The 25,437-nt window shown below is 54.8% G+C and carries 22 protein-coding genes and 2 pseudogenes; 5 read left to right on the top strand and 19 right to left on the bottom strand.

Annotated features, from left to right (window positions below):
* Nucleotides 1-727 precede the first annotated feature (727 nt).
* From DSM110093_RS19255 to DSM110093_RS19270, 4 genes are all read right to left on the bottom strand, one after another.
* Nucleotides 728-913, bottom strand: a complete 186-nt coding sequence (locus tag DSM110093_RS19255) for a hypothetical protein (RefSeq protein WP_243268026.1) — start codon at nt 911-913, stop codon at nt 728-730.
* 850 nt (nt 914-1,763) lie between these two features.
* Nucleotides 1,764-2,273, bottom strand: coding sequence for a hypothetical protein (locus DSM110093_RS19260; protein ID WP_243268028.1), 510 nt, complete (start codon nt 2,271-2,273; stop codon nt 1,764-1,766).
* Nucleotides 2,266-2,796: a hypothetical protein gene (locus tag DSM110093_RS19265; protein WP_243268029.1), complete on the bottom strand. Its 531-nt coding sequence runs from the start codon at nt 2,794-2,796 to the stop codon at nt 2,266-2,268. Before DSM110093_RS19265 ends, DSM110093_RS19260 begins: the two co-directional genes overlap by 8 nt.
* A gap of 366 nt (nt 2,797-3,162) precedes the next feature.
* Complete coding sequence (locus DSM110093_RS19270; RefSeq protein WP_243268031.1) at nt 3,163-4,302, bottom strand: IS30 family transposase; 1,140 nt, start codon at nt 4,300-4,302, stop codon at nt 3,163-3,165.
* Nucleotides 4,303-4,361: 59 nt separating this feature from the next.
* Here DSM110093_RS19270 and DSM110093_RS19275 point away from each other — a divergent pair.
* Nucleotides 4,362-4,906: pseudogene (locus DSM110093_RS19275) on the top strand (DDE-type integrase/transposase/recombinase); the annotation flags it as partial.
* A 260-nt stretch (nt 4,907-5,166) separates the two neighbouring features.
* Here the strand turns inward: DSM110093_RS19275 and DSM110093_RS19280 are convergent.
* The gene (locus DSM110093_RS19280) at nt 5,167-6,399 is read right to left on the bottom strand and encodes an IS110 family transposase (protein WP_243268033.1); all 1,233 of its coding nucleotides are present in this window, start codon (nt 6,397-6,399) and stop codon (nt 5,167-5,169) included.
* Nucleotides 6,400-6,535: 136 nt separating this feature from the next.
* On the opposite strand from DSM110093_RS19280, the pseudogene DSM110093_RS19285 reads away from it, so the two are divergent.
* Nucleotides 6,536-6,808: pseudogene (locus tag DSM110093_RS19285) on the top strand (integrase core domain-containing protein); the annotation flags it as partial.
* A 53-nt stretch (nt 6,809-6,861) separates the two neighbouring features.
* Here the strand turns inward: DSM110093_RS19285 and DSM110093_RS19290 are convergent.
* Nucleotides 6,862-7,101 carry a helix-turn-helix domain-containing protein gene (locus DSM110093_RS19290; RefSeq protein WP_243268035.1) on the bottom strand — a complete coding sequence of 80 codons (240 nt, stop codon included), beginning with the start codon at nt 7,099-7,101 and terminating at the stop codon, nt 6,862-6,864.
* Between the two features lie 58 nt (nt 7,102-7,159).
* Here DSM110093_RS19290 and DSM110093_RS19295 point away from each other — a divergent pair, with 58 nt between their 5' ends.
* Nucleotides 7,160-8,050 (top strand): tyrosine-type recombinase/integrase, encoded by an 891-nt coding sequence (locus DSM110093_RS19295; protein WP_243268036.1) that lies wholly within the window; start codon nt 7,160-7,162, stop codon nt 8,048-8,050.
* A gap of 40 nt (nt 8,051-8,090) precedes the next feature.
* Here DSM110093_RS19295 and DSM110093_RS19300 read toward each other — a convergent pair whose 3' ends face one another.
* Nucleotides 8,091-8,633, bottom strand: a complete 543-nt coding sequence (locus tag DSM110093_RS19300; RefSeq protein WP_347568656.1) for a terminase small subunit — start codon at nt 8,631-8,633, stop codon at nt 8,091-8,093.
* Between the two features lie 1,486 nt (nt 8,634-10,119).
* Here DSM110093_RS19300 and DSM110093_RS19305 point away from each other — a divergent pair.
* Both DSM110093_RS19305 and DSM110093_RS19310 read left to right on the top strand, forming a co-directional pair.
* The gene (locus DSM110093_RS19305; RefSeq protein WP_243268037.1) at nt 10,120-12,132 is read left to right on the top strand and encodes a nucleoside-diphosphate sugar epimerase/dehydratase; all 2,013 of its coding nucleotides are present in this window, start codon (nt 10,120-10,122) and stop codon (nt 12,130-12,132) included.
* Between the two features lie 249 nt (nt 12,133-12,381).
* Complete coding sequence (locus tag DSM110093_RS19310; protein ID WP_243268038.1) at nt 12,382-12,969, top strand: GNAT family N-acetyltransferase; 588 nt, start codon at nt 12,382-12,384, stop codon at nt 12,967-12,969.
* Here the strand turns inward: DSM110093_RS19310 and DSM110093_RS19315 are convergent.
* The 12 genes from DSM110093_RS19315 to DSM110093_RS20910 all read right to left on the bottom strand — a co-directional run bounded on the left by DSM110093_RS19315 (nt 12,948) and on the right by DSM110093_RS20910 (nt 25,376).
* Nucleotides 12,948-13,631: a sugar transferase gene (locus DSM110093_RS19315; protein WP_243268039.1), complete on the bottom strand. Its 684-nt coding sequence runs from the start codon at nt 13,629-13,631 to the stop codon at nt 12,948-12,950. The genes DSM110093_RS19310 and DSM110093_RS19315 overlap by 22 nt on opposite strands.
* Complete coding sequence (locus DSM110093_RS19320; RefSeq protein ID WP_243268040.1) at nt 13,612-14,289, bottom strand: PIG-L family deacetylase; 678 nt, start codon at nt 14,287-14,289, stop codon at nt 13,612-13,614. Before DSM110093_RS19320 ends, DSM110093_RS19315 begins: the two co-directional genes overlap by 20 nt.
* Nucleotides 14,289-15,266, bottom strand: a complete 978-nt coding sequence (locus tag DSM110093_RS19325) for a methionyl-tRNA formyltransferase (RefSeq protein WP_243268041.1) — start codon at nt 15,264-15,266, stop codon at nt 14,289-14,291. Before DSM110093_RS19325 ends, DSM110093_RS19320 begins: the two co-directional genes overlap by 1 nt.
* Nucleotides 15,263-16,423, bottom strand: a complete 1,161-nt coding sequence (locus DSM110093_RS19330) for a DegT/DnrJ/EryC1/StrS family aminotransferase (protein ID WP_243268042.1) — start codon at nt 16,421-16,423, stop codon at nt 15,263-15,265. The genes DSM110093_RS19325 and DSM110093_RS19330 overlap by 4 nt, the downstream gene beginning before the upstream one ends.
* The gene (locus tag DSM110093_RS19335; protein WP_243268043.1) at nt 16,413-17,711 is read right to left on the bottom strand and encodes a glycosyltransferase family 4 protein; all 1,299 of its coding nucleotides are present in this window, start codon (nt 17,709-17,711) and stop codon (nt 16,413-16,415) included. The genes DSM110093_RS19330 and DSM110093_RS19335 overlap by 11 nt, the downstream gene beginning before the upstream one ends.
* Nucleotides 17,708-18,862, bottom strand: coding sequence for a UDP-N-acetylglucosamine 2-epimerase (non-hydrolyzing) (wecB, locus tag DSM110093_RS19340; RefSeq protein WP_243268044.1), 1,155 nt, complete (start codon nt 18,860-18,862; stop codon nt 17,708-17,710). The genes DSM110093_RS19335 and wecB overlap by 4 nt, the downstream gene beginning before the upstream one ends.
* The gene (locus tag DSM110093_RS19345) at nt 18,859-19,980 is read right to left on the bottom strand and encodes an NAD-dependent epimerase/dehydratase family protein (protein WP_243268045.1); all 1,122 of its coding nucleotides are present in this window, start codon (nt 19,978-19,980) and stop codon (nt 18,859-18,861) included. The genes wecB and DSM110093_RS19345 overlap by 4 nt, the downstream gene beginning before the upstream one ends.
* Complete coding sequence (locus DSM110093_RS19350) at nt 19,977-21,014, bottom strand: SDR family NAD(P)-dependent oxidoreductase (RefSeq protein ID WP_243268046.1); 1,038 nt, start codon at nt 21,012-21,014, stop codon at nt 19,977-19,979. Before DSM110093_RS19350 ends, DSM110093_RS19345 begins: the two co-directional genes overlap by 4 nt.
* A gap of 13 nt (nt 21,015-21,027) precedes the next feature.
* On the bottom strand, nt 21,028-22,092 hold the full coding sequence (locus DSM110093_RS19355; RefSeq protein WP_243268115.1) for a glycosyltransferase: 1,065 nt from the start codon (nt 22,090-22,092) through the stop codon (nt 21,028-21,030).
* Between the two features lie 127 nt (nt 22,093-22,219).
* Nucleotides 22,220-23,647, bottom strand: a complete 1,428-nt coding sequence (locus DSM110093_RS19360) for a hypothetical protein (RefSeq protein WP_243268047.1) — start codon at nt 23,645-23,647, stop codon at nt 22,220-22,222.
* Nucleotides 23,644-24,840, bottom strand: a complete 1,197-nt coding sequence (locus DSM110093_RS19365) for a hypothetical protein (RefSeq protein ID WP_243268048.1) — start codon at nt 24,838-24,840, stop codon at nt 23,644-23,646. The genes DSM110093_RS19360 and DSM110093_RS19365 overlap by 4 nt, the downstream gene beginning before the upstream one ends.
* Nucleotides 24,840-25,376: an acyltransferase gene (locus DSM110093_RS20910; RefSeq protein WP_279290865.1), complete on the bottom strand. Its 537-nt coding sequence runs from the start codon at nt 25,374-25,376 to the stop codon at nt 24,840-24,842. Before DSM110093_RS20910 ends, DSM110093_RS19365 begins: the two co-directional genes overlap by 1 nt.
* Between the last annotated feature and the right edge of the window lie 61 nt (nt 25,377-25,437).

Here is a 25,437-nt window from a genome sequence, read left to right on the forward strand (position 1 = left end):
CTTAATATGGAAGCGACATTTACTCAAACATGGAACATGCGGTGGCTGAAAATTAATCTATGCGTGTCAATAAATACCTTTGTTCCATCTCCGCATAGACCCGTCTTGGGGCCTCTCAGCTTGAACCTTCGCCCTTTGCCAGCGGCTGCGCAAAAGGCCATTCGTGAACCTGATGCCCAGTCCAGGACCGAAGCCGAACTTGGATTTTAAAACAACAGAGGATTTCAGGTCTTCGATAGCTTGAGAGATTTTGCTTCAACGTCAGGAGCCAGGCACGTGGAAGACAAGAAAGGAAAATGGGTTTATCTAAATATATCAAATTGTTGTATGATATTCTTAATTTTCTACCTTTCAGTCTCTGGCGTTCGAACCTGGGGCTCCTGGCGGACATGAGCTGAAATGTTGCTGGACCAGGGCCTTCCGAAATTGGCGAAGACTTCGGGCTCCTTCGCGCCTAGCGAGGAAGCTCTGATGTTGCACGTTATCGGGGTTTTGGCGCACCGGCCTTCTCGACCTTGTAGAAAGTATAGCGCCGGGTGAAACCCGGGCTGCGCAACTCAAAGGTGAGCCAAAGGCCGTTTCGGGAAAGTGGGTCTTTATATCAACCATGAGCCACGTATGGGGCGGCGGCTAATCACTCGGCAAGACCAGTCTTGGTGCAACCCTGCTTAGCTCCAGATGCTACGCTTGAAAAACGAGGTAAAGATCGCCCGTGCTTTCGAAAACGTCACACTTTTGCGCCAAACCATGGGTGGTTCAGCGCCAAATCAGACCCTGGAACACCGCTAGTCTTGATCCGCTCTGCTTCCGCAGCAATCGCGGCTTCATTCTCGCGGAACCAAGCGGCAGCGCGCTCCTCCGAACTTCCCGTAGCCATATCCGCGGCGATGAAAGTTTTGATGTAGTTAGTCATGCTTGCGCCCCTGACTGCGACCTAGGCTTTTAGCTGGGCTTTCTCATCAGGGGTCAGCCTTAAGCTCAGTTTACTCATGAGGTCCTCCGGCGCCCCTGCACACTTGCAAATTTTAGGCAAGTGCACCGCAAAATGCGACTAATTTTTGCGGTGGGTCGGCAAACTGCCGCGCGTATAAGGATTTGTCATCCAAGCTACTTATGTGCGTAACCGGACCTATCCGTCGACCAGCGCCCTGCCCTTGAAGCCTTGCAGCTAACGCCGAAACCTTACTCCCACAACTTAAAGGTAAATTCAGGTCCGTTTCGGGAAATGGTATCTGGCCGGCGACGTAAAGGGGTGGGAAACGTTGCGATAGCCCGGGCTTATAGATCTCCCTCACGGAAGTCGAAATCGAGACACTGGGCAATGACATCCACCCTCTGCAGCACATAGTCCGCAATGCGGTCAAAGCTTCGGCAGGAAACATGGGACCACCCTGCGGCCCGCGCGCGCCTCGCTTCGCGATGCGAAGGCTCCGCTCAGCTCGCGCTACCGGTGGGAGCGACATCCACTGATTCGAGACTGATAAAGCGAAACGTAGGGATGCGGTGGCTCAAAGCTCGGATGCGAACGAAACAACATAGACGTCTTGGGCCATAGGGGCGAGAGGTCATCTCTCGGCAGCACCGGCGGGTCAAGTGATGCCCACAAACCGAGCCGGTAAAAGAGTTTCTCGGGGCGAAGACCGTCTTCGCCCCGAGAATGAATGGTTCATAGCTGTCAAATAGCGCGCCATAAAAAGCTAAGACTGCTTTGTCACGGCAGATCCGGTGTCTCCTAAGCCCGCTCCGGCCGGCAAACAGCGTCGCTAGCCGGGTAGATTGGGATCGTCCTCGACAAGCGCCTTGGTATAGGCTGCCTGCGCTTTCTTTCTTCTGGTTTCAGCCTCGCGACGATAGCGCTTCAGTAGATCAGCCTCTTTCCAATAGGCTTTCCAGTATGCCGCCTCCTGCGCGGCTGCGACCGCAGCGGCGACATCCGTCGTTTGCGAAAAGACGATTTCCCGCATTGCTGGGACGTCCAGCACCACGTTTTTGAAATCGTCAATCGTCACCGCGTCTGCTCTCGCACCGCCAAATAGATGCGCGCGCTCAGCCGCGCTGGTCCGCTCGACTTGCGCCTCGGCTTCCGCGAACTCCCATGCCAGGCGGGCCACTTTATGCGTCACGTAGCTTGCCGCACATTGTTCGGGATTGTTGAGGATTTCACGGTAGATTTCGAGCGTATGCGCACTTGGCACGGGCGCAGTGAGCCCGTGCCGTTTAGCATTTTGCGATGGGGCAGCGCGCACGACGCTGGTTTGCTCGCGCTTACCCATTTTGCCGCATTCTCGGAGCAATGACCCGGAGTGCATCAAAATCATCCATGAGCTCGCGGCGGCGCTTTTCCAGACTTTCAATACGCTTTTCGTGATGGCTCAGGCCCTCCGCGAGAGTTTGATAGGCACGCGCGTAGAGCTCATCCAACGTCGTTCCCGCAGCCTGCAGCTTTTCTTCCGCTGCGATCTGGCGCGTTGGGTCTTCCCCCACCAGATCCCGTGCGAGCTTCAAATGCTTTTGTTCAGCATCTGTCCGAATTACAAACCGGCCGGTCGTGAAATAGCCAGCCGCAAAATCGCGCACAGCTGCCATGAGACGCGTATCGCGCAATCGGCGATGCTGCTCCAGCTCCATCTCCAGAATAGCGATTTCACTGGCGCGGCGGCGCTCCAGAGCGCTGCGGGCCTGAAGCGTGTCATGCACCTCGCCCTCAATCTTTTGATGGTTTGCTCGACTTCCCCCAAGAGCGACAGGGAGGCGTTTGTGTTGCGGGGCAACGGGTTGTGTAGGCTTCTTGGTCATTTATGGGTTCCTTGCGACGGAATAGACTTTCTCAGATGTGGCCTTTGGCAATGAGCAAAGGGTCAAATCGAGGCGCAAGGCGGCGCGCGCGCGTGCACTTTGAAGCCCAAAAATGATGTTGGAAAACCGGAAATGCGCATCGGTGCGTCCCTGCAAAAAGCGAAGGGACTGGCATCATGCACATCACCTTCACTGAGCGGAAATCGGACTTAGCACATCATGCGCACGGCATGTGTCTCACACACTACATCTAGACAGGGCGGCGCGCAAGCCATCAGGGGGCAAACTTCGAAGTGCCTGCCATCCGGTCTTATCAAAAGGGGGCGGGTAATCCCCCCTAAAATTAGTGGTGATGGATTCAGGCGGTCACTGCAACACCTGCTCTAACTTACACGCTGGTGTGAGGAACCCTAAGGTTTTCCGTGGCCGATTGTTGAGTTGGTTTGCGACCTCATCTAACTGTTCCTGAGAGTAGTTGGAAAGGCAGGACCCTTTCGGGAAGTATTGGCGCAGCAGACCATTGGTGTTTTCATTTGTTCCTCGTTGCCATGGACTGCTTGGATCGCAGAAGTAGACGTCAATGTCAGTCGCAACAGTGAACTTCTGATGAGAGGCTAATTCGGTTCCCCGGTCCCAAGTAAGGCTTTGCTTCAGTTGCCTGGGTAGTTTGGTCATTTGACGGGCCAAAGCAGGGACGACGGTATCAGTCTTCTTGCCATCGACCTTCACTAAGAGCGTGAACCGGGTTTGGCGCTCGACAACAGTGATGATGTAGCTGTTCTTCGATCCGCAAATGAGATCACCTTCCCAATGCCCCGGAACTGCGCGGTCGTCGATGGCAGCAGGCCTTTCCCGGATGGATACTCCTTCGACAATTTGCTGCCCTGATCCTGGTTTGTGAGCTTTGGCATGCCGGAATTTGCGCTTACTTCTAAGATGGTTGTGCAACTCTTTGCGCAAAACACCACGTGTTTGCACGAACAGGCTTTTGTAAATTGTTTCGTGAGACACACGCATTCCCTTTGTGTCCGGATACGTCAGCTTGAGCCATCCCGCGATCTGTTCAGGGGACCAGTCTTCACTAAGCTTGGCATCAACGAGATCTCTCAGCATTGCGTTTTCGCCTAATAAGAACGGCTTTGGGCGCTGCCCACGGCACCAGGCAAATTTATCTGCAATGATAGCACGATACAGATTCCTTCCGCCGTTTTTGTTGATCTCACGACTTACAGTTGAAGGACTGCGGCACAAAATACTGGCGATAAATCGAATGCTATATCCATGCGATATGCCACGGGAAATCTCCTCACGCTCTTCTAAACTCAGTGCTTCAGTGCGCCTAAACCGGTGACGCGGTCTAATGCCGCCATGATACTGGAGATACGAGAAAACGGTAGCAGGTGGCTTGTCGATAACGCGAGCGATATTTGCCATCGGCGTTCCGCGTTCCCACTCGCGCCAAATCACTGATTTCTTTTGTTCGTCCATCGGCAGCGGCTTAGTCATCAACACAGTCCTTAAATGCAAAGGTTCATACTGTGTTGCAGTGACCGCCTGAATCCATCCCGTCTCATCGACGAGAGATGGCCATGAAGGTGGTGGCAGTACATGGGGTCAGTGTCGCGCTGGCGTGCCGCACGTTCCAGATCAGTGAGACCTGCTATCGCTACAGTCCAACGCTGAGCACCGAGAACGAGGAGATCGCCGATTGGTTGGAACGTCTGACGGCAAACAAGCGCACCTGGGGCTTTGGCCTGTGCTTTCTGTATCTGCGCAACGTGCAGGGCTATTGTTGGAACCATAAACGCGTGTACCGGATTTACTGCGAACTGGAGCTGAATCTACGGATCAAACCCAAGAAACGGCTGAAGCGAGACAAGCCAGAACCGCTGGCTGTGCCTGACAAGCCAAATGAGACGTGGTCGATGGATTTTATGCCGATCAGCTCTCTGACGGCCGGTCGATCCGGACACTGAACGTCTTGGATGACTTCAATCGCGAGGGCCTTTGCATCGAAGTCGACTTTTCACTGCCCGCTGAACGCGTGGTGCGTAGCCTGAACCAGATCATCGAATGGCGTGGAAAGCCCAAGGCTATTCGTATCGATAACGTCCTATGCGCGGAATAACTGGCTGATTTGGCATCAGGTCATTGTCGTATCGAGGTGCCTCGACACGTTCAGAGAATGCCTCAGTTCGGCTTTTTGTCAACGACAGTCTCTCCCATAACAAACACAGAGTACGCTTTTGCGGCTCTCACCGTCCTTAAGACGAGATCATCGGGTCGCTAACACAGAAGGCCTGAACATTATCTACGAGGTCAGTTACCTGCCTCCACGGCACCTACAGAGAAAGGTCCTTCTGCGATCGATCACCCCTCAAAGAAAGGGCGATAGGGCTCGCCATGTTTGATAATCCCGTGAACAGTACGGGCCATCTTGGCGGCGATTGCGGAATACGCCTTTCGACGCAAATGGGTGTTTTGTCGGTCCTTGGCGATGTAGCGCTCGAACTTATCCCGGAAGCTGTTGGTGCGCTGCAGTATGGCAACCTGGCCAGCCATCCATAGGGTGCGGCGCAAGCGGGCATTCCCGTATTTTGACAGCTTGGTTTGGCCCCGGAATGTGCCCGACTGAATGGTTGCCAAGTCCATGCCGCAGAACTTCAAGAACTGCCGATGATGTCCAAAACGGCGCAAGTCGCCAGCTTCTGCGAGGATGGTCAGAGCGTTGATCGGGCCGATCCCAGGTATTGATGTCAGCAACTGATAGTCAGGTAGATCCTTGAGAAGCGCGACGGCGCGATCTTCAATTTGATTACGTTGCGCAATGAGACTGCGGCCTTCTCCAAGGACCAAGCGGAACATTCTGATCGCATCAGAATCTGGGGCAACCGGCAATCCCACGGAAGACTTAGCTGTCTCGTAAATATCTGCAAGCAAACGCTCTTTCGCGACCTTGCGCCCAATGACGTCCCAAGCATCAGCGGTAAAAGCGGCTTTGTCCATTGCTGTGATCAAATGTGGTGATGGATAACGCTCAAGGAATGCAAAGAACCAATCACTGCGTGAGCTGCGGTGAAACCGATCCGCTTCAGGGAAGTACAGCGGCAGATAATGGGTCAACACCCGGTGCCAAAGTTCAGTCTTCGACTTGGAGACGATATCGTGGGTTTTGGACAGCTCTTGAATGTCATTCGTGCCGCATACCAGAGGGTCGTGGTAATATTGCTCGTTTCCGATCTCCATCATATGCAGGATCACTTGCGCGTCCTTTGGGTCATTCTTATCCCAGCTGTTGTTGAGGGCTTCGCGCGTCCGCGCCAAAGCCACTGAGGACACCAGCTTTACCTCAAAGCCAGCAGTTGCCAGATGGTACGCTAAGGCACGGTGATAATTGCCAGTCGCCTCAAAAGCTACACGAACAGGGCGTCCGTATTCCTTAAGTGCGGTGGCGAGGCGGTTGAAGGCGGCAAGTTCGTTTAAAACGGTTAAGCGACGTCGCCGTTTCTTATCTGGAATAGCGATCAAAACTTCATGCCGGGCCTTGGCGATGTCGATAGCCACCAAAACAGGGGCATCTTGTGCAACAATAATCTTGGTCATAGCTGGTCTCCTTTGCGGTGTGGTTTGTGCAAAACCACTGTAGGGACCCGAGACCCGGCTATGACCACCTGCTGCGCTACCTGGGGCTGCGCAGGCGGCCATAGCCTCTCAATCAGCTTCATTCCAAAGGTGTTATGGCCCCGAATATGTCAGTGGGAAGCTCATGGAGTGGGCTGAAAAGCAAGGCGTTAGGCTGGAATACATCCAACCCGGAAAGCCCCAACAGAACGCCTATATCGAACGCTACAACCGCACGGTTCGCGGCGAATGGCTCAGCCAGTTCATCTTTGACACCATCGAGGAGGCACAGGATCAGGCCACGGTATGGCTCTGGACTTACAACAATGAACGACCCAACATGGGCATCGGCGGCATAACACCCGCAATGAAACTGAAAACAGCCGCCTGAATTCTACGGCTGGACCCCATTAAAAATGGGGGGATTACCGGCGGACCCAAGTTTTAGGTATGGAACCGCAAGCCGGGCGCTTCGTTTAAAGCGCCGATAAACTCGATTCCGGCGGCCTCGAAACAAGTACGCAATATATCGAGGTTGTTCTTGCGCGATTTCGGTACGGCGGCTTCTGCCATTTCATAGCGCACGATCGTCGCAGTACCGACACCGGTGGCATCTGCAAGATCTTTAACTGACCAGTTTAGCGCGGCGCGCGCTGTCCGTATTTGTTGACCTGTAATTGACATAGCGCTATTTATGATTTATTTTTTATCATAACTAAGAGAGCCGCATTGGAGATTGGGCATGTTAGATTGGAGAAAAGCATTAGAGACTCTCGATGGGGCATATTCTGATGCAACGATGCGCGCATATCATTGCGATGTGCAAGCCTATGTTACTTGGTGTGCCGACGCGCGATTTGAACCCTTTCCTGCGAGCGCAGCACAGGTCTGCGCCTTCCTAGAAGCCGAAGGCAAGCGCATGGCACCCTCGACGGTAAGGCGCCGCCTATATGCGATCCGCAAAATTCACCGGCTGCTAAGTCTTCCCGACCCGACATATGATGAAGCAATCAATCTCGCCTACCGGCGGGTACGACGCGCGAAACCGGTACGTCCGCAGCAGGCCCGCGGATTGACAGCTTCCCACCTCAAACGTTTTCTCGCCGTTCAGCCCAAGACCCCATGGGGAATGCGCAACACGGCGATGCTTTCTTTCGGCTATGAACTCATGACCCGCAGATCAGAGCTGGTCGCATTGCGCGACGAGGATATTACACTGCGCGGCGATGGTACTCTGCGGGTGTTGATCCGGCGGAGCAAAGCAGACCAAGAAGGACAAGGCCGCGTCGCCTGTACCTCGGTTGATACGGCGCAGCGCGTCCTAGATTGGCAGGCTTGGCGCGGCCCGAGCACTGAGTGGCTCTTCTGCCCGATTTACCAAGAGCGCCCCATTGATCGCAGTCTCAGCGATACCGCCGTCAAAACGGTGGTAAAAACTGCCGCAAAGCAAGCCGGCTATCCCGCGGAGGATGTGCGCGCATTCAGCGGCCACTCTATGCGGGTCGGCGCCGCGCAAGACCTTTTGCGCAAAGGCTTTGATACCGCCGCCATCATGCGCGCCGGGGGCTGGAAATCCGTCAACGTACTCGCCCGCTATTTGGAATATGCTGAGCAAAATGTTTGGGAGGCCTGAAGCCCATTTGACCATGCTTCGGATATCCGGGGGTTCAACCTTAAGGCTTTCGCAGCGCCATCCGATCAGCTCTCTTTTGCGCCTTACGTGCCCGGGCAAGAATCTTTCTGTCCTCATTGCGCTTTACCCGCGGCCCCAACATGCCAAGATGGCGCATCAAAAGCTCCAAGAAGTTAAGGCGATCTTTCAGAGTAAGTTTAACTACGTTGCGCCCTTTGATGCTGGCCCCTGCGTCGACTTTGAGCGATCTTACGACACCTTTGCGCCAGACATCCGGCCATTCCGTAACAGGTTTAAGTTGATTGCTTTCATCATAGATATCGTCAAGATCTGCCTCGAGAATGTCTCGGGTCCATTTCAAAACTGACTCTCGCATTTCCTCAGCGCAGCAATGGAGCTCTTCGTTGCGGGCTTTGAGAGCGGCTTGAATGTTGCGCTGGTTCAGCAGCTTCATGGCGAGTGCTTTTTCATTGCGTCCCGCAAAGCCGGCAATGCGAAGCGCCTTTACCGGGTCAAAGTCCTGTCGGTAGGCTTCGACGAAGATCGCTTGTTGGTATGTCAGCCGGTACCGCATCGCCAACATCGCAACATCGGCGACCACAAGGTCACTTGCCTACATGCTCATGCCGGAGGCCCTCCGATCGCTCCATCGCAAAGCGTGACCTCAAATCCCTGGGCCTTCGTGCCGAACCTCTTGGCAGGCCTATTGGCGCAGTTCGATAGACCGTTCAGGTACGCTGTAATATTGAAGGGGAGGTCCGACGCCGGTTCTGCATCGAATGAGAAATCCAGAGAATCGATCATTATGGCGCTCCACAGCATAGGGGCACCCATGGATGTGTCGGCGCCCAGTTTACAGGCGACCGAAGCACATCATGCGCTCGCGATCAGCAGCCAGGCTACATCGTGTGTGATCTGCAGACAAGTGACGGCTGGTCCCAGGTTGGGCCGCGCTTTAGAGATTGTCTGAGCGACCGGGAAAACATGAGGTTTGGTCCGCGATAGCCGTTCCGGTGCAATCAGCGACGCTGCTCATATCGAACTTTTTTAAAATAGGCCGAACCTTCAATCTTCCCGGTCTTTCGCCCCCTCGTCATCCAGCGTTTACGAAAGATGCTTTGATCGAGGATGAGATTTCGTCCTTGAAGCCTCGGGACTAATTCTGTCGGCCATGGCTCATGAACCAGTCCCTGCTTCACCGATGGATCACCAGACCAATGCTGGCCCCAATCGCAATGCCAAGCAGGTTCACATGGCGTACCCCCGTTTGTCAGGTCAGCAAACATATTATTGGTATCAAGAATTTGCCGGGGGCTGATGTTGAAGAAGCAAGTCGATGCCTGTGATGCCAACCCAGCTTGCAACCCAAATAAGGAAAGCCCGTTTTCAAACAAAGCGCAGAGGTCTTGCGCCAAATCAGATCGCTGCGCTTGCAGTCTATCATGGGTTAGGTTTAAAGAACCGAGAGACTTTTTAGGGGACGACAGCTAAGCTTCGCACCGTTATTGTGAGCGATTACATACAAGCACAAGGGACGTTTGTGCGTGCTCTGGACAGTGGTGATATTATTGTTTGCACAGGTAACCGTGAATTTCTCGGCAAGCCGGTCAATCCGCAAAGTTCGCGTGAAATGACCCCGGCAGCCCATTCTTTCGCCGCGGGTCCTGCAGCCTAATTTCTTCGGAAGCTGGAACGCCCCTAATCGCGCGGACGTTAAACTCGCCATCACCGAGATCAACGAAACGAAGAAAGAAGCAAGAGCGTTTCGCAGGTCAGCCTTAACGAAAGGGTAGCGTTTCTCTTGCGCTAACACCGGGCCCGGATCGAATCCAACTCATTGGGGACTGCGGCCTCAGGTTAAGATTGCCCTAGATGCTCAAGCAAAATCGGCCCAAGTTTGAAAAAACTGTAGCTCTTCTCTGTTTTAGTGTAGATTTGCGCTGCTACAAGTCGATAGGGAAGGTTTTAAGCTCACTTGTCAGGCTGTCGAACGACCCTAAGGACAAACTTCGCATCAGTAATCATCGACCTCCTCAATATTACTACCAATCTTTTTACCGAATGCCGTATTGATCGGCAAAAGTTCAAAACTCGGAAATTTTCTAGTGCAAAATTACATATCGTACCTTTCAAACTTGAGTAGGCAGGCAAAAATCGCCTTGCAGCTAGCAGTTGATGCTTGTTTGATTGTCCTATCGTTTATTTGCGCGATGGTATTCCGTCTCGAAAGCACAACTTTCCTTTTGCAAACTGAGTTGTGGTGGTCGCTCACTGCAGCCACGGTAGTGGCCTTGATCGCATTTCGGTACTTTGGCCTCTACCGTGCCCTTGTCCGATTCATCACTGAAGAAACCCTTCTGAAGATTGGCAAAGGAGCCGTGATTTCCGCAGCCGTCCTTTATGGAGCGAGCATTGTTTTCGGTGCCTTAGTACCGCGATCTGTGCCCATCATTTTTGCCGTACTTGCTTTCTTGTTCATTGGTGGGCTCAGGGTCTTCACCCGGGCAGTTTTCCGCAAGCCCAAACAGCTACGTAAGAAGCCAGTAATTATCTACGGTGCAGGCGATGCAGGGCTACAACTGATGAATTCTCTCATCCATGGCCAAGAATATGCGCCGGTCGCTCTAGTTGACGATGATCCAACGTTACAAGACATGACGATCGCCGGGCTTAAAGTCTACGCACCCGATCGCGTTCCACAACTCATCGAAAGAACTGGCGCTAATGTTATCTTGTTGGCAATACCAAGCATAACCCGCGCGCGGCGCCGCGCAATTGTAAGGAATCTTGAAGACCAGCAGGCCGAAATCAAAACAATCCCAGGAATACCAGATATCATTAGCGGCAAAGCCAAAATATCTGAACTACGCACTGTTTCGGCTGAAGACCTACTTGGGCGTGATCCAGTTGTCCCAGATCCTAACCTATTCCGAAAGAACATCACCGGAAAGGTGGTGATGGTTTCCGGCGCAGGTGGATCGATTGGGAGCGAACTTTGCCGTCAAATCCTGAACCAGGCACCATCGGCCTTAGTCCTCTTTGAGGCATCCGAATTTTCTTTGTACACCATTGAAGCTGAAATATCAGCGACGGCTAAGCGCCTTAAGCTTTATACCAAGGTAATCCCGATCCTCGGGTCAGTCCAGAACAACCGCCGTTTGGAGGCGGCTATAAAAGCCTTTGGCGTACAGACGATCTACCATGCGGCCGCGTACAAGCATGTACCGCTGGTTGAAGAAAACATTATTGAAGGCGTTCGGAACAACGTGTTCGGTACCCTCACGATAGTCCTTGCGGCGAAAAAACACCATGTCGAGAATTTTATCCTGATTTCCACTGATAAAGCTGTCCGCCCGACAAATATCATGGGTGCGACTAAGCGCATCGCAGAATTGATTTGTCAGGCTCAGGCAGCCGACGGCGTAAGCACAGTTTTCTCAATGGTCCGTTTCGGAAACGTCCTAGGCTCATCTGGATCGGTGATACCACGGTTCCAGGCACAAATCGAGTATGGGGGGCCGGTAACAGTCACCCATAAAGACATTACCCGCTATTTCATGACGATCCCCGAAGCGGCGCAATTGGTAATTCAAGCAGGGGCCATGGGCCGCGGTGGTGACGTTTTTGTCCTCGATATGGGTGAGCCGGTCAGAATCCTAGATTTAGCGTTCAGCATGGTAAAGCTACATGGGTTAAAGCCCTACATGGTCGAGCATGCTGATCAGAGTTCCATTGAGAAGGGTGATATCCCAATTTGTATCACTGGGCTGCGCAAGGGCGAAAAGCTCTACGAGGAACTACTTATTGGTAGCAATCCCGCTCCGACGAACCACCCAAGGATCTTGACAGCCTCAGAAGAGTCTCTTCCTTCGGATGAGTTAATGTCGGTGCTGGATCGCCTCATTCTCGCTTGTACAGCCTTCAATTTACCGGAAGTGATCGCCATTTTGCATGAACTACCGCTCGATTATACACCGCTCGACTGTAATATTTCAGACCTCATTTTTACAGAAGTGCGACGCGGTCAACCGAGGCAAGGCATTCAACAGGACTGTTCACTACCTTTGCAAAAAAACGTTTAGAGACATTGAAGGAAAAGTATTTGTCTGTAAGTGGTCTCGGGCAGATTAATTTGCAAAACCTGGATGTCTCCTAGATGCTTCTTTCTCCATCGATGTTCGCCATAATATTAGCGGTTTGATAAGGGTAAGAGCATACCATCATATCATTACCATATTAAATAAATATAATAACAAGGTGCCGTTCGGTAGGTATAATTAGTATGGGATCTCCAAACTTGCAGGCCGCTTCGAAATAGAAAGGTTGTAATAATGATGATCAGAGAGATGGAATATACGGATCTTGATGCTGTAGTTGTGATCCATAAGAAGGCTTTCTCCGGCTTCTTTCTATCCCGCATGGGATCAAAGTTTTTACGTGCTTATTATCAAGCAGTTCTGGACTTCGAAGCTTCCGTTGCCCTGGTGGCACACGAAACAGACTCAATCTTAGGATTCGCCGTCGGATTCCGTGACCCGCAGGGATTTTATGCAATGTTCAAGCGGCAACGCAGTCAGATGCTACCGGCTATTATGCTGGCTGTTTTGCGCGATCCCGGGCTGATATTGAAAATATTCCACAATATGCGTCGTGTCGAGGCACAAGCCCATCAACCGGTCGATGCTGTCGAACTATCTTCGATCGCAGTAAGTACGCCTGGGTCGGGCGGCGGTGGCGCCCTGTTGGAGGCTTTCGCGTACAAGGCCCGTTCGGAGGGTGCGCACCGGCTCATCCTAACTACCGACGCGGAGGAAAATGACCTCGTACGCAGGTTTTACGAGACGCGCGGATTCATTTTGGATGGGTATGAATACCGAGGCAAAAGACGAATGTGCCGCTATGCACGATTTCTAGGATAGGGTCCCTGCGGTGCCCACTCAGAGGCATTGATGATGTCGGACTCAGGCAATTGCACATTGCGGCCAATCACATGCGCCATGATCGCCCAAGCGGTCAAAGCCATATAGCTCAGATCACTAGAGAAATTCGCACGGTCCAAATAAGCAAGTTCGAGGGCGAGCTTTGGCGGCAGAACGTTGCGCGCATAGCTGCCTTCGGGATCGGTGTCGTCGAGCAAGGTGTCGGCCATGAGGTAGTTGTAGATGGCGCCAGGGCTGGTCACACCGGGCCTGATCCTCAAGGTTTCGTACATCCAGTCGGTGTAGTGCTTTTCGACGATATCGGGTGCCTCGGGGCGCGGCCCTACCAACGACATGTTTCCGTTCAGGATATTCCAAAACTGCGGTAGCTCATCGACCTTCAGCCGGCGGATGAGGTTACCGAAAGGAAAAATGCGATTGTCACCGGGTGAGGTAATCGACTGTGCCTCGGTTTGCACAACGTGCATGGTCCGAAGTTTGTACATCGTGAACGGGGCACCATTGCGACCTGCTCTTTGGGCGAGATAAAAAATGGGCCCGGGTGAAGTAAGCTTGATGCCGATCGCTGCCGCCATAATGAACGGCGCGGCGACGAGCAGCGCGATTGCGGCTACCGCGATGTCAAACAGGCGTTTGGTCATTGCGCAACACCCGCCTAATGGTCATGAAACACTCGGCGGCCTCCGATACCACCTGCGACCCGGCGCTTTCTGCCTTTACCCGTAGGGAATGCAGCGAGCGTGGGTGTGGCCAGTCCCGCAATTCCGTCTCGTAGCATGCCATTGCCTCGATCTTGCGTTCAAGCGTGGCGGAAATATCGACCCAGGTATCCGGCACAAAATTGCGCGGATAAGCCCACTCGGTTGAACTCACGGTATCGAATGCGAAAATAGCCTGAATAAATTGTTCCATCGGGCGGGTTGCCACCAGAGCGGCTTGGAAAAGGATCTGGTGATCCCGGTTGATGTCATAGCCATACTGTAGATAGACGATGTCAGGACGGACCGTTTCCACGATAGCCTCGAGAGGCGAAATGATTTCGACCAGCGAAAACTTGTCAAGGCCTTGATCGGGAAAATCCAGTAGCTTCAGTTCCTGAACGCCAAGCACATTGGCAGCGCGATGTGCCTGTGCATGGACTCCTTTTTTGCCGTCGCTGTCGTGCTTAAGTTTGCCTGAAGCGGCCACTACGCAGGTCACATGATCACCGGCGGCAGAATGAAGCGCGATCGTCCCGCCTACGCCGAGTAATTCATCGTCTGGGTGAGCCGCAATCACCAAAACATTTTTTTTTGTCATCAGTGACGATCCTGTGGGTTGAAAAAATTGGATATACCGCTGAGCGCAAGTTCTCGTCCCGACAAAATCTTGCCTTTGGCATCTTCGATTTCTAGCAGAACGACAGCACCCTCGGAGCAAGACACGACCAGACCACAGGCGCGCGCGCTGTCCGAAACTATTTGACCGAGAACCATGCCAGGCTCACTCAAGCGTCCGGCGACGGGTAGCAAGGCGCTTCTCCAGATCGTTGTACGCGTACCGTCTGCGCTGGAGAACGCGCCGGGATAGGGTCGGGTCAGTGCGCGAATGAAATCATACACCTTACGAGCGGGCTGCGCCCAATCGACCTGACCGTGTTCTGGATGTCGTCGTGGGAGCAATGGCGATCCGTCGTGCCGCTGGGGCTGCGCTTGGAGGGGCTTCCCTTCAGCTAGATCCTTCAGCAGCGTTAGAACCATCTCGCAGTTCGTCTCGGCCACACGATCATAAAGAGTCGCAACGTTGTCGAACGAAGAGATCTGAATCGGTTTTTGGGCCACGATGTCTCCAGCATCGACTCCTTCGGACAACCGCATAAGCGTGTTTCCCGTCTGTTTTTCACCTTTGATCAGGGCCCAGTTAATTGGAGCGCTGCCCCGGTTGGCGGGCAGCATCGAAGCATGGGCGCCGAAGCAGCCTAGTCTTGCGGACCGCAGCGCGGGAAGATGAAGGATCTGTGACCAGCCGATAACAAAAAGAACGTCCAGGTTCAGGCCGTTCAGCAACTCGACGGATGCGGGGTCGTTTGCGTTGCGAACGCGATGCAACGGAACATCGTGCTCTGCCGCGATGCTGGTAAAATCCGCGGCCCCCGATTTATTGGCCATCAAATCATCATGCAGGGTTATGATCGCATTGACTGGGAACGCAGCCGCCAGAACGGCCTTCAGTGGTTTGATCCCCTCGACATGGTGGCTCATCCAGCCGATCCGTAGGGCGCGCGGTTTTTGCGTCAATTTGTGACTCCTTTGAGGACACTGCGCACAGCTTCGATTACCCTATTCTGTTCAGCGTCGGTCATGGCCATGAACAAGGGCAGCGACACACAGCGGCTGAAAACTAAGTCTGCATGCTCGAAGCAGGCCCCTTCACAGAAGGGCTTCCAGACCGTCATCAGATGCAAGGGCCGGTAGTGCACTGAGGTGCTAATGCCCTCTTCTTTCAGGGCGAGAATAAAATCGTCGCGGTTGAGAGGGGCGTCCTCGGTCAGTTGAATAATGTAGAGGTGCCAGGAGTGGCCATCTCCATCGGCCGGGCCCGGAGGCAAAATTAAGGGCAAATCAGAGAAAGCTGCGTCGTACCGCGCAACGCGCTCAGCGCGAATCCGGCCGAAGTCGTTGGCGCGTTGCAGCTGCACCAGGCCAAGCGCGGAAGCGATATCGGTTAAGTTATATTTGAAGCCGGGTGCAACGACGTCGTAGACCCAGCTCGCGCGCGGATCGGTAAACCGGTTGAACACGTCGCGGTCAATCCCGTGCAGGCGCATGGTGCGAACCCTGGCGGCGGTGGATGGGTCAGCAGTGACCAACATGCCGCCTTCTCCCGTAGTTATGGTTTTATTTGCGTAGAAACTAAACGCGGTGACATCCGCACCGGCCTTGCCGACTGTGACCCCCTGGTGATGAGCAGGCAACGCGTGCGCCGCATCGTCGAGGATTTGCAACCCGTGCTTGTCGGCGATGGCCCGAAGCGTGGTCATGTCGCTCATCCGGCCCGCGAAATGCACCGGTATTAGGACTTTAGTTCTCGGCGTGATCGCGGCTTCGACGCGGTCGGGGTCGATGCACAGGGTCGCGGGGTCGATATCGACCAGAACGGGCTGTGCGCCAAGATAGCGTACAACTTCGGCTGTAGCGGTGAAGGTCAACGTCGGCACGATGACCTCATCTCCGGGACCGACCCCAAGCGCCTCGAGCCCAAGATGCAGCGCGGCCGTGGCCGAGTTGACCGCTACGGCTTCGACATCCCCACCTAGGAAGTCGGTGAATGCCTTTTCAAAGGCGGCGGTTTTCGGGCCCGTTGTCAACCAGCCGGAGCGCAAACACTCCGTCACAGCGGCGATCTCGTCCTCGCCAATCGACGGACGGAAGAACGGAACGGATTCAGTGCTCAAGTCGACACTCCTTTTTTGCCAGATCGGTGCTGCGCGATCCTTTTCGAAAACGATTGATCAATTCCACCGTGGAATCGATCCCCTTCGACCGGCGCAATGTTTCAATGTAGAACCGGTGCGCATTGCTCCCAATTTCATCTCGACGGGCCGGTCCGTCGGCTATGAGCTGGCGCACGTTTTCGGCCAGCGCCTCGGAATCTCCCGGTGCGAACACATAACCGGCATCCGCTTCGCGCACCAGATCAGCAGCGTCCCCGGCGACCCCCATCAGGATCGGCCGACCGGCGTATAGGTAGGCTTGGGTCTTGGAAGGAATTGTGATCCGGTAGAGCGGCTCATCTGTCAGATGCACCAATAGGGCATCTGCGGCAACAAGGAAGCGCTGCACTTCCTGCAACGGCACGCGCGGAAGAAAACGCACATTAGAGAGGCTTAGGTTCCGGGCGCGCTCGGCAAGGCGGTCTCTGTCGATGCCGCCACCCATGAAATAGAACACGCAGTCCGGATGTTCGCTCTGTAGGCGTGCGGCAGCGTCGATGACCGCGTCGAGCTGTTGAGCCGCGCCCATGTTGCCGGCAAACAGCACCCGAAACCCATCGTCCGGATCGAATCCTTCGGGCAGGCTGCGATCCTCGACCGCGGGTTGCTCGTCGGCCCAGTTGTAGACGATGGTGATCTTGTCGGCCGGAACACCGCGCTCGACAAGCAACGTCTTAAACCCGGGCGACAGGACTAGGATGTGATCGCAGCGCCGATACAGAAGGTTGCAGGCCGCGTTGGCGATGCCTAGGAAGAACCGGTTTCGCATCATGCCCGACGACCCAAGGGAATCCGGCCACATGTCTTGCACGTCAAGAAGCACCGGTGTCCTGCGGAAAAGCTGGACTGCGATGGCGGCGAGCCCGGCGGTCAGGGCTGGATAGTACACATAGATCAGGTCGGATCGCCGTGCTCTGAAGGTCAGGTATAGGAACGACGTGATCATGAAACTTGTGTAGGTCACGATCCGTTTCAAGGCCGATCTGTCGTGAGACGGAAATACAGCCAAGCGCGTGATCTCGGTTTCTCCCATCTTTTCACGTACTATAGGCCGGATTCTGTAGCCGTCATAGATCTTCCCACCAGGGTAGTTGGGAAACCCGGTGACCACCTCGACCTCGAAGCCACGGCACTCGAGTCCCTGGACGAAATCGTGTCCTTTGAAGGTGGGCTCTGGGTCGAACAACTGGCTGAGGTGGACGACCTTTGGCTTTTTCGTAGCAGCGTACGATGCGGTGGGCTTGGTCATGTCAGATCGTTTGTCCGGATGCCATCCCAAACATTCGAGAGCTTCGCCGTTCCCAGAACCAGGGAGACCACGCGTTCGGAAGTGTTCATAACGCAATACTCTGCAGGGATCGGATGCGAGGCACCAGTCTCTCGCCGTTCGGCAAACATCCGCGTCACTGCATCGACACTGTTCACGATGGTATTTTGATCTAGCCCCGTCGCAATGATGCAGCCAACGTCAAGGCTCTCCGGGCGTTCGATGGCGTCGCGCGGCGTGATCGCCGGAAACCCTAACATCGAACTTTCTTCGGCGATAGTGCCGCTATCCGAAATAGCACAGAACGCCTTCATCTGCAGATGGTTGTAATCGTGGAACCCGAACGGCTTCATCCACTGCACGCGGTCATCGAGCGTCTGGCCTTGTAGCGCATCGAGCCGCTTCCGGGTGCGCGGGTGGGTCGACACAATGACCGGCATGTCATGGCGCTCGGCTAGCAGATTGAGTGCGCCCACCAATTGCGCAAGTCGGGTCGAGCTGTCGACATTCTCTTCGCGGTGCAGAGAAGCGATGATGTATTCATGTTCCTTCAGCCTAAGGCGGTCCAGCACGTCCGAGGTTTTGATCCGGTTGCGATAGTGATCGAGAACCTCGCGCATCGGCGAGCCAGTCAGGTAAATACGACGGTGATGCACTCCTTCGGACAACAGGTGCCTGCGTGCGTGCTCAGTATAGACTAGGTTGAAATCCGAGATATGATCGACCAGTTTGCGATTAGTTTCCTCCGGCACGTTGCGGTCATAAGAGCGGTTACCAGCCTCCATGTGATAGACAGGAACCTTCATGCGACGCGCTATGATCGCCGAAATAGCCGAGTTGGTATCACCCAGAACGATGACCGCATCCGGTTTTTCCGAAGCCAACACCTTTTCACTTTCGGCCAGGATCTTGCCAAGTGTTTCGCCTAGCGTGCCCCCGCCGGTGCCAAGGAAATGGTCTGGTTTGCGCACCCCAAGATCTTCGAAAAACACCTCGTTTAACTCATAGTCCCAGTTCTGACCGGTGTGGACGATCACGTGTTCGGTGTAGTCGTCGAGGCGTGCCATAACGCGGGATAGGCGGATGATCTCGGGCCGGGTGCCGAGAATGGTCATGACTTTGAGGCGTTTCATTTCAAAACCTTGTCGGCAAAAGTATCAGGATTGGCGGCGTCGAAAAGATCGTGCGTCCAAAACAGTGTCAACAGTTCGGTGTCACCGACGTTCTCGATTGAATGGGTGTGCAATGTGGGCATGTCGACGGGCGCCGGGGCGGCGCCCGACACACGATACTCCCAGACCTCGTCACTTAGTACCTTGCGGATGCGGATCACCGCCTCGCCCTGAACGACCAGGAAACGTTCGACCTTGTTTAGGTGAAAATGGTCGCCGCGGGTTACTCCCGGCATTGTCGTCGAAAGGAAGGTCTGCCCGCCGCCGCCACCCTTCACGGCTTCGAATAAGGTGCCGCGCCCATCGGTGTTGAGCTTTATAGGTCGCGGGAACCCCTCCGGATACAGCTCCGCTCGATAGCTGTTGAACAGCGCGACGGTGAAAGGGTCCTGAAGATTGGGATAGATATCGGCCTGGTAGTCCGCGTGAAAATTCCGAAGAAGATCGAACAGATCCGCCACCGCGATGTCGCGCGAGGCAGGCCGGATCGTGCCCGTCTGGCCCTCGGAGATCGCATCCAGCGCCGCTTGCGCCGCGACGCCCGCGTGTAGGAGCGAGACCCGCCCCTCGGGGTTGATCTCGGGGGTTTCCCCCGCGATAACAGCCTCGCTGAAGGTCGCCGTCACGTTGTTGTAGCGCGGGCGGGCTCCTTCTCCGAAAATGTGTGGCAGCACCAAATCGGAATAGCGACCACCGATCCCCGACAGTATCTCGCCTGCGAGCCGCTTTGACCGCCCGTACGGCGAGTCACTGTATGCATGGGTTGAGTTGGCGTAGACAATGTGCGGACGGCTTTCGGTGACCCTGCAAGCCTCGGAAAGGCGGCGCGCGATGGCCGGGTTTGCGGCCTCGATCACGTCGTCGGGCGCTCGGTTCACGCCGGCGAAGTGCAGCACAGCGTCAGCCCCGGAGACCGCGGCGTGGAGTTGTGCTTCATCCTCGAACCCGGCGTGATCCAACATCACAAGGTCATATGGTAGCTCCGTACCTTTGAACCGGGCCGCACAGTTGGCAGCATGTGCCCTGACTGAAGCATGGCATCCGATTAGGCCCCCGGCACCCGTGATGACAATCTTCATGCTCTGGCCTTCCAGTCGACCAATTCGGCTTGTATTTCGGGTAACGATAGCAAGAGGGCTTTCACACCGTCTACATCGAGTCTTTCCGTGTTGTGCGAATGATAATCCTCTTGATGGATGGTTTCGTGTTCACCCTCGCTAAAATAGGCGTTGTAGTTGAGATCTCGGTCATCCATCCGGATCCGATAATAATCACCCATATCCTCGGATTGTGTAAGCTCTTGCGCAGTGGCCAGTGTCTCATAAAGCTTTTCAGCATGGCGCCAGCCGATTTCCTCAACAGGGTGGTCAGGAACGTCGAACAGCTCTAGGAGCGCAGTGACCAAGTCCGCGATGGTCGACGCCGCAGCCTTGCGGATAAATAGATCACCCTGGCGCGCGTGATCGAAGGCGTGATGCACTAGTGCGACCGAATCCCGTAACGGCATCAAGAAACGCGTCATTTGAGACTCGGTCACGGTGATCGGAGCACCCGTCTTGATCTGGCGGATGAAGAGCGGGATCACAGAGCCGCGCGAATACATTACGTTGCCGTAGCGAACCATCGACACCGTGGTCACAGAATTCGGCCCGAGCGAACGAGCCAGCGCCTGGGCGAGCTTTTCCATCATCGCCTTTGACATGCCCATGGCGTTCACCGGCAACACCGCCTTGTCGGTCGAAAGGCAGACGACCGACCGGACCTTCTGGTCCGCAGCCGACCGGATCACGTTCTCCGAGCCGAGGATGTTGGTGCGGACAGCTTCGATCGGGAAAAACTCACAAGATGGCACCTGCTTGAGCGCCGCGGCGTGAAACACGCAATCGACGCCAGCCATAGCCCGGTCGACACTATCGCGGTCACGAATGTCGCCGATGTAGTAACGGACATTAGCACTGCGCAGGGTCGTGCGCAGCATGTCCTGTTTTTCCTCGTCTCGGCTCAGAATCCTGATTTCCGAGCAACCGTTGTTGAGAAGATCCTGCAGCATGGTTTTCCCGAAAGAGCCGGTGCCTCCGGTGATCAGTACCGACTTAACATTCGTGGGTGTCATCTAACTTACCTTTCTAATTTCTTCGTTCCCGGGGGAAGACTTGGTCGATCGCCTCCTGGAACCGGGCGTCGAAGGCAGAAACGATTTCGGGCAAGGCACCGAAATTTCTGACTGCAGATTGAAGACGTTCAGGATTCTCATAAAGCTCGGTGAGCAGCGCAGCCAGAGCGTCCGGATCTCCGTAGGGCACGGCGAAAGCCACGCCAGCATCGATAAATTCACGTGCAGTCTCAACCTCAGAATTGACGATAAACGGGACACCGAAGCACATGGCGTCGCCCCATTTGTTAGGCTCAGCATAGCGATTGATCTCTACCGCCGGATCGTAAAACGTGAGCAATACGTCACTGGCTTTGTACAGCGCCAGAGCCTCAACCTGCGGCATTTCCCCTTTGTAGTTCACGTACTCCGCGTCAATCACGGTGTCGCGGATTTCGTCTGGCACAAAGCCGGCGATAAGCAACGCAACATCGGACTTGCCGTTTGCAAATCGTTTAAATGCTTCGGCGATCAACAGTGCTCCCCGTGTGTCTGGAAGCCATCCATTGGCATAGACAACGAAACCAGCAGGCTTTTCCGCCACTTTTGCGGCGGCTAGATCTAGATCCTTGGCCGTTGGCGTGTTCGGAAGCACAAAATCGGTGTTGAGCTGCTTCGTGTGACGCGAACGACTGGGGATGATATGCAGCGCCGAACGCGCCGCGGTCCAGTCTTCAAGCGCCATGACGACGGACCTCAGCGCGCCCGTCAGACCAAGGATCATCGAGAACCGGTCGGCGTCGTCAAATATGATGGGATGGCGGCGCAATAGAGCAGCAAGAGTAGCAGGGAAAGCCGTTTCCCAACCCAGACAGTGGAATGTCTGCCGTTCAGAGGCGAGAAGCACAAAGAAGAAGACCCTTAGCATCCAAATAGGATACATCGCACGCGCCAAGCGATTGCTGTGCCCGCCACCGCTAAGGATGATGGCCTCGTCGATCGGCGCGCCGGTCCACTTCCATTGCACCGCCTCGCCGCGCACGCGGTCCCAGCCACGAAACCGCACAGATATGCCTACGCTAAGGTATTGCGGGATCATTTTTGCCAATCGCTGCCGTCGGCCCGGCGCGGGGAGCGGGGCAAGGATGGTAATCTGTTTCATGGCTTGTGACCTTTGGAAGCTTCCTGCTGCGAAAACTTGGGGCGGGAGTACATCGTGCAAGTTATCATGTCCATGAGGTCTTCCTCACGAAGGGCTGATCGATCCTTTTCACCAAGATAGCGGCGAAGAAGATTAGACCGACAGTGAACAACTGAAGCGAAAAAAACGAGAGCAGCAACGGTGTCGCGTTGAACGGGAACAACGACATCCGGGCAAAGAGATAAATGAAGAGGAATCTAACCTCTAGTCCGCGCGCGCGGCGGAATACGCTTTCGCTCATCATCGCGAGTGAGATGTTCAAGATAAGGAAGAGGGGCATGAACACGGGGCCCAGCGAGATGGCGCCATAGCTAGTCGTAAACACGAGCCAGCCGGTCAGGAAGTTCCCGTCGTAGATGTTAGCGTTCATGATTTGGGAGGTCAGCATTCTGCTATCGTTGACGAAGAAGTTGACTACGAAGGTGGATCGCAAGAAGTCGAAGACTACGTTTCCAAGTCCGACGTCTTCGCTGAGCAGGATGCCATTTGCAGCGGCAACCTGATAAGGTCCACCAGAATAGGACTGTAGGGTGGTCGCAATTGTCGCCATAAGAGACTGGCCCAGCAGAGTGGCGGAGGTGAGTTCGATGTCGTGGCGTGTGAACATGCGCCAGAACGAAACGATTGCAATGACGGCCACGGTGGTGATCACGGTCGAGGAGACGATCACTCGCTTGCGGTCAGGGAAGCAGGCGAAGAGCGTCGTGGTAACGGCGATCCCGGTATAAAGTTGGATGCTGCGCCGGTCACCGAAGATCAACATCAGGAGCAGTACGCCAGCTGCGATTCCGACGAGGGGGGGCATCCGGGTCGGATTGCGGCGATAGCGTAGGGCCTGACGATGGATGGTCAGAAGATACATAAGCCAGGCCCCGGTGATCATGATCTGTATCAGCAGCATGTCGATCGAGGAGCGCTCGGCTTCGACAGTGCCCATCGTAATGCTGCCGAAGTTAAGCAGTCCGCGGGGAAGACCAAAGGTGACGATCAGGACCAAGCCAATCATTGCGACTGCACCGTAGACGATTTGGGAGCCTTGTAGTGAAACTGGTGGCACTGCGGGCTCCGCCACTGGCCTCATTCGGGCGATGGCACCCGCTGCCACGACGAAAAACAAGGTTGCAGCGATGGATTCCCATGAGATCAGGAGAATCGCATTGAAGACCTCGTCCGTTGTGACGCTGAGGTAGGAGAGTGCCGTATAGTCTGGCCCTGCAAAGTGGATGGCGAGAGGCGTGAGCACCAACCGAACGAAAAAGAGCGTGGTCAGAAATGCGAAAGTGAAGCCGAACTTTCTCACGCCCGACATTCCAAGCACGACCATCACGAATGTGAGAGGCAGGATCCAGATCCCTCGGTAGGTGGCGTTTGTGCTTTGGTGGTCGATGAGCAAGTAAAGGCCTGCCAGTGCAGCGAAACCTCCTGCGAAGGTCGCGAAGGATTTCACTTTCATCCTTTTACCCTCTGTTGCGCCTGGGCTTGACGGCGTTTCATGATAAGTTTCATGATCCGATCGGAGATGAGGGTCCGAGCCATCCAGTTGACGACGCCTGCGATCGAGACAACGGCAACAATGTTAAGTGTAAGAAAGGCAGTATAAATTCCTGCCGCTAGCACCAGCAGCAGGAGCAGCTGTGAGATAATCAGGAGGTCGTGCTCTTTCGGGGCTCCGAAGATTCCGTTGTAGGCGCTCGGGATGACATAGTATGTACGCAGTGTTGCCGAGATGAAGAAGGCGATCTGTAAAAAAGCGTTCGGCTCGCCAACAGAAGGATCGATAATCCTCCATCCGATCCAGCCAATTGCCTGCGCCAGCGCGACCGTCAAAAGGATGACCGCGTGGATCGGTAGCCGGCGGCGCACGAACTTCGCTTCGAAAATGGCGGGATTGTCTCGTACCCATGGCCCAATACGAAAGCCGACAAAAGTCGTCACTATTGAGACCGGTAGTAAGAAATAGGTCATGTGGGTGAAGTAGATCGCGGCCTGCGCGTTCGTGCCGAGGCCGTTGACAAGCATCTGCTCGCCAAAGAGTGCCACGTTCAAGACGATGTTAGTGACGAAGAACCTAAAGGATATTGCGTAGTGTTTACGAAAGCCGTGCTCTTCGTCGTCGCGCTCGGTCTGGCTGGAAAGAACGAGGCCCCACCCGAGAAACGAGACCACGAAGACGGCGGCCCCTGCAAGCAGGTCGATGGGCAAGGCCGTTAGGTGATGGAAAAAGACGAAGTCCGCTAGAAGGATGAGCGCTATGACCTTCCATGCCTGCTGGGCAAGTTGGGAAGCCAGAAAGGCGCCATGGCTGCGGAAATACTGCCCCTGGGCTACTGAAAAAGCGGCACCCGAAGCGAGCAGGATACCGCTCCAAGGGCTACTTAGGTAGCCGAGCTGGTGCACAAAAAAACCCAGCGGGAGACTGAGGAACATGGCCTGCATGAGCACCAGCCGCAGGAGTAGGCGCGAGGCCCCCGGCGCGCGGATGATGACCATCTCAAGACCCAGCGTTACGAAGGCAGCAAGGACGCCGAAGAGCGCGCGCACATCCGCCCAAAGCGCAATGTCAGCGTCCCCCAGAAATTTCGACACCAAGATGTCGCATACAAGCATGGATGCCATGCCGAACAGATAGGTCAGCAGCGCGAACATCAATTAGACTTAAAGTGTGCGCGCATGCGCATAACCCGCGCAGGGTTACCCACCACAATCGCGCCAGCTGGAACGTCCTTTGTAACGACGCTACCGGCGGCCACAACCGCACCTTCCCCAATTTTCTGAACGGATTCAAGGATGATTGCATCTGCCGCGATCCACACATCGTCACCAATCATCAACTTCGAGTAGTGTACCGGCTCCGGCCGCCAGTCTTGCACGCCCTTATCGAGGGGGTGGCTATGGGTGAAGATCGAGGCCCCGTCTGAAATCGTCAGCCGGTCTCCAGATACGATTGTACCGGTATAGTCGACCAATGTATTACAACCGATGTGGGGGTTCTGACCAAACCGAATAAATTGACCAACCACATGGTGCGAGGCCTGGATACGGCACCGGTAGTCAACGTTTATGCCTTTAGCGGAGAACATCCTAGCATACACGCGGTTGCGGAGCTTACGCAGCACAGGAAAATTGAAGATCGGGAAATCTCTGACTGTGAGATAGAGAGCACGTTTTATCAAATGAAGCATTTCTAATCCTTTATCCGAGCCAAACGTTGCATTCGTCCCGTCGACAATGGCAGGGCCGGGC

Origin of the sequence: Sulfitobacter sp. DSM 110093, assembly GCF_022788715.1 — a bacterium.
Taxonomy (GTDB): domain Bacteria; phylum Pseudomonadota; class Alphaproteobacteria; order Rhodobacterales; family Rhodobacteraceae; genus Sulfitobacter.

What these genes read in the sequence shown, in the direction of transcription:
- DSM110093_RS19255 (WP_243268026.1), bottom strand. Translation starts at nt 913, where the DNA reads ATGACTAACTACATCAAAACTTTCATCGCCGCGGATATGGCTACGGGA.
- DSM110093_RS19260 (WP_243268028.1), bottom strand. Translation starts at nt 2,273, where the DNA reads ATGGGTAAGCGCGAGCAAACCAGCGTCGTGCGCGCTGCCCCATCGCAA.
- DSM110093_RS19265 (WP_243268029.1), bottom strand. Translation starts at nt 2,796, where the DNA reads ATGACCAAGAAGCCTACACAACCCGTTGCCCCGCAACACAAACGCCTC.
- DSM110093_RS19270 (WP_243268031.1), bottom strand. Translation starts at nt 4,302, where the DNA reads ATGACTAAGCCGCTGCCGATGGACGAACAAAAGAAATCAGTGATTTGG.
- DSM110093_RS19280 (WP_243268033.1), bottom strand. Translation starts at nt 6,399, where the DNA reads ATGACCAAGATTATTGTTGCACAAGATGCCCCTGTTTTGGTGGCTATC.
- DSM110093_RS19290 (WP_243268035.1), bottom strand. Translation starts at nt 7,101, where the DNA reads ATGTCAATTACAGGTCAACAAATACGGACAGCGCGCGCCGCGCTAAAC.
- DSM110093_RS19295 (WP_243268036.1), top strand. Translation starts at nt 7,160, where the DNA reads ATGTTAGATTGGAGAAAAGCATTAGAGACTCTCGATGGGGCATATTCT.
- DSM110093_RS19300 (WP_347568656.1), bottom strand. Translation starts at nt 8,633, where the DNA reads ATGTTGGCGATGCGGTACCGGCTGACATACCAACAAGCGATCTTCGTC.
- DSM110093_RS19310 (WP_243268038.1), top strand. Translation starts at nt 12,382, where the DNA reads ATGATGATCAGAGAGATGGAATATACGGATCTTGATGCTGTAGTTGTG.
- DSM110093_RS19315 (WP_243268039.1), bottom strand. Translation starts at nt 13,631, where the DNA reads ATGACCAAACGCCTGTTTGACATCGCGGTAGCCGCAATCGCGCTGCTC.
- DSM110093_RS19320 (WP_243268040.1), bottom strand. Translation starts at nt 14,289, where the DNA reads ATGACAAAAAAAAATGTTTTGGTGATTGCGGCTCACCCAGACGATGAA.
- DSM110093_RS19335 (WP_243268043.1), bottom strand. Translation starts at nt 17,711, where the DNA reads ATGACCAAGCCCACCGCATCGTACGCTGCTACGAAAAAGCCAAAGGTC.
- wecB (WP_243268044.1), bottom strand. Translation starts at nt 18,862, where the DNA reads ATGAAACGCCTCAAAGTCATGACCATTCTCGGCACCCGGCCCGAGATC.
- DSM110093_RS19345 (WP_243268045.1), bottom strand. Translation starts at nt 19,980, where the DNA reads ATGAAGATTGTCATCACGGGTGCCGGGGGCCTAATCGGATGCCATGCT.
- DSM110093_RS19350 (WP_243268046.1), bottom strand. Translation starts at nt 21,014, where the DNA reads ATGACACCCACGAATGTTAAGTCGGTACTGATCACCGGAGGCACCGGC.
- DSM110093_RS19355 (WP_243268115.1), bottom strand. Translation starts at nt 22,092, where the DNA reads ATGATCCCGCAATACCTTAGCGTAGGCATATCTGTGCGGTTTCGTGGC.
- DSM110093_RS19360 (WP_243268047.1), bottom strand. Translation starts at nt 23,647, where the DNA reads ATGAAAGTGAAATCCTTCGCGACCTTCGCAGGAGGTTTCGCTGCACTG.
- DSM110093_RS19365 (WP_243268048.1), bottom strand. Translation starts at nt 24,840, where the DNA reads ATGTTCGCGCTGCTGACCTATCTGTTCGGCATGGCATCCATGCTTGTA.
- DSM110093_RS20910 (WP_279290865.1), bottom strand. Translation starts at nt 25,376, where the DNA reads ATGCTTCATTTGATAAAACGTGCTCTCTATCTCACAGTCAGAGATTTC.